7 protein-coding genes are annotated in these 5499 nt (G+C 62.9%); all 7 read left to right on the top strand.

Going from position 1 to position 5499, the window contains the following annotated elements; all coding sequences use genetic code 11:
• Positions 1 to 934, top strand: a 934-nt coding sequence (gene leuB, locus QT222_RS07470; RefSeq protein ID WP_491476795.1) for a 3-isopropylmalate dehydrogenase, incomplete at its 5' end; no start/stop codon positions are given.
• Between the two features lie 365 nt (positions 935 to 1299).
• Entirely contained in the window at positions 1300 to 2067 is a 768-nt protein-coding gene (gene glpR, locus QT222_RS07465; RefSeq protein ID WP_491476794.1) for an HTH-type transcriptional regulator GlpR, read from the top strand.
• Positions 2064 to 2981: a 1-phosphofructokinase gene (pfkB, locus tag QT222_RS07460; protein WP_491476793.1), complete on the top strand. Its 918-nt coding sequence runs from the start codon at positions 2064 to 2066 to the stop codon at positions 2979 to 2981. Before glpR ends, pfkB begins: the two co-directional genes overlap by 4 nt.
• Before the next feature lie 106 nt (positions 2982 to 3087).
• Positions 3088 to 4215 (top strand): fructose PTS transporter subunit IIC, encoded by a 1128-nt coding sequence (gene ptfC, locus QT222_RS07455; RefSeq protein WP_004056891.1) that lies wholly within the window; start codon positions 3088 to 3090, stop codon positions 4213 to 4215.
• A 39-nt stretch (positions 4216 to 4254) separates the two neighbouring features.
• Positions 4255 to 4719, top strand: a complete 465-nt coding sequence (gene ptfA, locus QT222_RS07450) for a fructose PTS transporter subunit IIA (protein ID WP_004056892.1) — start codon at positions 4255 to 4257, stop codon at positions 4717 to 4719.
• A complete protein-coding gene (gene ptsH1, locus QT222_RS07445; RefSeq protein WP_004056893.1) occupies positions 4719 to 4988 on the top strand; it encodes a phosphocarrier protein HPr in 270 nt (89 codons plus the stop codon). Before ptfA ends, ptsH1 begins: the two co-directional genes overlap by 1 nt.
• 2 nt (positions 4989 to 4990) lie before the next feature.
• On the top strand, positions 4991 to 5499 hold a 509-nt coding region (locus tag QT222_RS07440; protein ID WP_491476792.1), incomplete at its 3' end, for a phosphoenolpyruvate-utilizing N-terminal domain-containing protein.

Here is a 5499-nt window from a genome sequence, read left to right as displayed (position 1 = left end):
GGCGGAGGTCGTCCCGGCTGCCGTGGACGTACTGAAAGCGGTCGGCGACTTCGAGTTCGTCGAAGCCGACGCCGGCGACCACGTGAAAGAAGAGACCGGCGAGGCACTCCCGCAGGAGACCTACGACCTCGCGGCCGAGGCCGACGCAACCTTGTTCGGGGCCGCGGGCGAGACGGCGGCGGATGTCATCCTCCCGCTTCGGGAGGCTGTCGATTCGTTCGTCAACGTCCGCCCGGCGAAAGCCTACCCCGGCGTGGACGCCCTGCGCCCGGAGACGGACCTCGTCTTCCTCCGGGAGAACACCGAGGGCGTCTACTCGGGCCACGAAGACCGCCTCTCTGAGGACCTCTCGACGCTCACGCGCGTGGTCACCACGTCCGCGTCCGAGCGACTCGCCGAGTACGCCTGCGACTACGTCGGCGGCGAGGGCGGTAGCTTCCAGGTCGCCCACAAGGCGAACGTGATGCGAGAGACCGACGGTCGATTCCGCGACGCCGTCGTCGCCGTCGCCGACGAACGCGGCGTCGAGGTCGAGGAAGTCCTCATGGACGCCTTCGCGACGCGCGTCTGTCTCGACCCGACGCAGTTCGACACCATCGTCTGTCCGAACCTCGCGGGCGACGTGCTTTCGGACCTCGCGGCCGGACTCGTCGGCGGTCTCGGTCTGCTTCCGTCGGCCAATATCGGCCCGGATAGCGCCCTGTTCGAACCGGTCCACGGCTCCGCACCCGACATCGCGGGCGAAGGAATCGCCAACCCAGCGGCGACCATCCTCTCGGCGGCGATGCTCTTGGACTACCTCGACTACGAAGACGAGGCAGACCGGGTCCGTGCCGCTGTCGAAGGCGTTCTCGCGGACGGTCCGCGCACGCCGGACCTCGGCGGCGACGCCTCCACGGAGGACGTAACCGCGGCGGTTATCGACCGCCTCTAAACTCGAAAACTCGGTCGGGTCTAACGAAACCCTCAACAAACAACCGGTTCGGTGTAGCCAACTACTCCAATCGGTTCGGTGTGTCCTGTCCCGACGAAGCCCCTGTTCGGATTCAGTTGCCCCTGCCCACTCCTCCGACAGGCGGGCTTCGTCTCTTTTCTGCTCTTTTCTCGCTCCTTTCTCGGTCGCTTCCCGCCCTCTCGCTCGTTTCCCTGTTCCGTTTCTCGTTCAGTTTCGAATTCACGCACTGTTGTTTTCGTTCCTGTGTGTAATCCGCCAATCGCGAACATATACAGGCGTATTCCAACATAAACAATTAACACTACCCGCCGACGTACCATCCACCTAACGAGGTACCGCTATCGATGTTACCAGCAGAGCGCAAACGCCGTATCGTCGAACTCGTCGCCGATTCTGATGGCCGTTCCGTCGAATCCCTCTCCGAGAATCTGGGCTACTCGAAGGCGACAATACGCCGTGACTTGCGTGAACTCGAAACCCGTGGACTCATCGAACGGTCGCACGGCGGAGCCGTTCCCGTGACTTCCGTCGGCCGCGAGCAAACCTACGGGCAAAAGGAAGTACAGAATCTCGAAGGAAAACGCGCAATCGCCGACCGAGCGGTCGAGGAACTGGCCGAAGGTCAGGTCGTCTTCTTCGACGCGGGGACGACGACGATGGAAGTCGCTCGGAAGGTTCCCAAAGACGGCACGATTTTGGGAGTCACCAACTCGCCGCGGCTTGCAGTCGAGTTGAACGACGACGACAACGAGGTCAAACTCACCGGCGGGACGCTCCGGCGGCGAACGAAGGCGCTCGTGGGACCGACCGCCGAATCGTTCACGCAGCGGACGAACTTCGACCTGCTTTTCCTCGGGACGAACGCGCTGGATGCCGACTCCGGGCTCACCACGCCGAACGAGGACGAAGCGCGGATGAAAGAGCTGATGGTCGAAAAGGCCGAGAAGGTCGTCCTCGTCGCCGACGTGTCCAAACTCGGTCGTCGAAGCTTCGTCCAGTTCGCCCCGCTGGGAGACATCGACCTGTTCATCACCGACGGTGAACTCGAGGAGGGGACCCGCGAGGCTATCGAAAGTGCAGGTGTCGATGTCGCCGATGGGGCTGGGCAATGATTCTCACCGTTACCCCGAATCCCGCGGTGGACCACACGATTCACTTCGACGAACCGCTCGAAACCGGCGTCGTCCACCGAACCGACGACGCGGTGTTCACCGCCGGTGGAAAGGGCATCAACGTCGCCAAGTACGTCTCGGCACTCGACGTCGACGCGGCCGCAACCGGGTTTCTCGGCGGCCACTTCGGAAAATTCGTTCGTGACCGCCTCGATGCCGACAGCGTCTCCGCTGATTTCGTGGCCATCGACGACGACACGCGTCTGAACACGACCGTGCTCGCCGAGGACGGCGAATACAAACTCAATCACAACGGCCCGCAGATTCGTGCAGCCCACGTGGACGAACTCGTCGAAACGGTGCAAGCAAACGACCCGGACACGCTCCTCGTGGGCGGGAGTCTTCCTCCGGGAATGTCGCTCTCGGCGGTCGATAGACTCGCTCGCGCAGGGAACTGGCGAACCGCAGTCGACATGGGCGGTGAGTCTCTTTCCGACCTCGAAGCCGACTACTTCGTCTGCAAACCCAATCGCTCGGAACTCGCGGCGGCGACGGGGCGAACCATCGAAACCGACGAAGACGCGGTTGCAGCCGCTGAAGAGCTCCAAAACCGCGGGTTCGAGTACGTACTCGCGTCACTCGGAGCCGACGGAGCGCTTCTCGTCACCGACGACGAAGTCCTGTCAGCACCCGCGGCCGACGTCGAGGTCGTCGATACTGTCGGCGCTGGCGACGCCATTCTTTCGGGGTTCATCGCGGCCCGCGAACACGGATTGGACGACGCAGACGCGCTTCGCATGGGAATCTTGACCGCCGCCCGCGTCGTTAGTGTCGCCGGAACACGGGTTCCGGACCTCGACGGCGTACTCACGAACGAAACGCGCATCGAGGTAACCACTGTACGGCGGCGGTAAATTCCCGAGCTGGTATTTATTAACAACTAAAACGAACAGAAATATTCGTATTCGAAAGGATTTTTGAGTATATTTACGTACGTTTCTGCAGAGGGTTGGCAACACTATGGCAAACGACGCAGAAGACGCGGTTCGGTCCTACCTCACGTCGGTGAAGGAGGACCTCATGACTGGGGTCTCGTTTATGATCCCGTTCGTAACGATTGGCGGCATTTTCCTTGCACTGGGCTACGCTGTCGCCTCGTTCTCGAACAACGTACGGAACGTGTTCGAGAGCACGGGTACCCCTGGCTGGTTCCTCGCACAAATCGGTGTCGCGGGCCTGACGCTCATGGTCCCGGTGCTCGGCGCGTACATCGCGTACGCCATCGCCGACAGGCCGGGACTTGCACCGGGGTTCATTCTCTCGTACATCATTCAGCAGGGGAACGTCCTGAAAGCGGCCGGTGACGTTATCGGCCTTCAGGGTGGCTCTGCCGGTGCCGGATACCTCGGCGCAATCGTGGCCGGGTTCCTCGCCGGCATCGTCGCGCGCTGGTTCAAGCAGCGCAACGTGCCGGAGTTTATCGCACCGATGATGCCCGTGCTCCTCATTCCGGTCGCGACGACGGCGGTGCTCACGCCAATTATGCTGTTCGTGCTGGGCGTCCCTATCTCCATCGCGAACGCGGGACTCACGGACTTCCTGAGCAATATGCAGGGCGGCGGACAGGCCATCGTCCTCGGCGCGATTCTCGGTGCGATGATGGCTTCCGATATGGGCGGTCCCATCAACAAGGTCGCCTACGTGTTCTCTGTCGGTCTGATCTCTGAGGGCGTCACGGCACCGATGGCGGCGGTCATGATTGCGGGGATGGTCCCGCCGATTGGCCTCGCACTGTCGAACTTCATCGCGCCGCAGAAGTACGCCGCTGAGATGTACGAGAACGCCAAAAGCGGCGTTCTCCTCGGCTTCTCGTTTATTACCGAGGGGGCGATTCCCTACGCGGCCGCTGACCCGGCCCGCATCATCCCGAGTGTCGTCGCCGGAAGCGCCGTCGCGGGTGCGGCCTCGATGGCGCTCGGCGTGACGATGCCCGCTCCTCACGGTGGCATCTTCGTCGTTCCGCTGTCGAACCAGCCCCTCGCGTTCGTCGGCTGTATCCTGCTCGGTTCGCTCGTGACGGCGGCCATCGCGACGGCCATCAAGCCGAACTTCGACGCGAAAATCGCGGCACAGAGTTCCGACGACTGACCACACGAAACCAATCTTTCCATACTCGAACGAAGCACCATGGACGTAGCAGATATCAGCACCATCACACCGCTCGAATTGATCTCACTCGAAGAGCCACCGGCGACGAAGGAGGGAGCCATCGAGTTCCTCCTCGATTTGGCTGTCGACGCCGGCCGCGTCGACGACCGAGAGGCTGCGCTCACCGCCCTCCTCGAACGCGAGGAGGAGGCGACGACCGGCGTCGGATTCGGTATCGGCATCCCGCACGCGAAGACCGACGCCGTCTCGAAACCGACAGTCGCGTTCGGTCGGTCGACCGAGGGAATCGACTTCGACGCGATGGACGACAAGCCCGCGCGACTCCTGTTTATGATTCTCGTCCCCGCCGAAGGCGGCGAAGACCACCTGCAGATTCTGAGCGCACTCTCGCGGTCGCTCATGCACGAAGACGTACGCGAGAAACTCCTCGAAGCAGAGCGCAAAGAGACGGTCCAAGACGTGCTCGGCGAGGTGGTCGCCTGATGGAGCGAATCGTCACCGTCGTCCCCGAAGACGGGCTTCACGCCCGGCCCGCCTCGAAGTTCGTCGAGACGGCGAACGAGTTCGACGCCGACGTGCAACTCGGCCGCGCTGACTCGGACGGCCTCGCACCCGCCGCGAGCATGCTCGCCGTGACGGGACTCGGCGTTGCCGCCGGCGAAGACGTTCGGCTCGTCGCCGAGGGCGACGACGCGGAAGCAACACTCGACGCACTCGAAGCTATCCTTTCTACGCCCGAAGCCAAACAGTAACTATGGACGAACGAACCCTCTCCGGTATCGGTGTCACCCCGCTTTCGGGCGTCGGGACAGTCGTCTGGTATCGCCCGGACGCGGACCTCCCGGAGCCACCGGAACCGGAAGATATCGACGCCGAGGCCGAACTGGCCCGCTTCGAAGACGCCCGCGAAGCCGCCGAAGACGAACTCGAAACCGAGCGAGCGCGCACTGCCGACCGGGTCGGAAAAGAGGAAGCCGCGGTCTTCGACGCGCATATCCAGTTTCTCAACGACCCGCAGATAACCGACGGCGTCGCCGACGCTATCGAGGGTGGACTTCCGGCAGAACACGCCGTTCAGGAGACGTTCTCGTCGTTTGTCGAGCAGTTCGAGAACATGGGCGGACGCATGGGCGAACGCGCCGATGACCTACGCGACATCCGCGATAGACTCGTGCGCGTGCTTTCCGACGCCGAACGGACCGACCTCTCGTCGTTGCCGACGGGGAGCGTCGTCGTCGCCGAACGCCTCACACCGAGTGACAC

It is taken from the genome of Haloferax sp. s1 (genome assembly GCF_058382125.1).
The sequence above is the reverse complement of the archived record's forward strand: the minus strand, read 5'-3'. Positions and strand labels throughout refer to the sequence as shown.

Bases quoted from the DNA above. Each gene is read 5' to 3' on its own strand.
- glpR (WP_491476794.1), top strand. From the start codon at position 1,300: ATGTTACCAGCAGAGCGCAAACGCCGTATCGTCGAACTCGTCGCCGAT.
- pfkB (WP_491476793.1), top strand. From the start codon at position 2,064: ATGATTCTCACCGTTACCCCGAATCCCGCGGTGGACCACACGATTCAC.
- ptfC (WP_004056891.1), top strand. From the start codon at position 3,088: ATGGCAAACGACGCAGAAGACGCGGTTCGGTCCTACCTCACGTCGGTG.
- ptfA (WP_004056892.1), top strand. From the start codon at position 4,255: ATGGACGTAGCAGATATCAGCACCATCACACCGCTCGAATTGATCTCA.
- ptsH1 (WP_004056893.1), top strand. From the start codon at position 4,719: ATGGAGCGAATCGTCACCGTCGTCCCCGAAGACGGGCTTCACGCCCGG.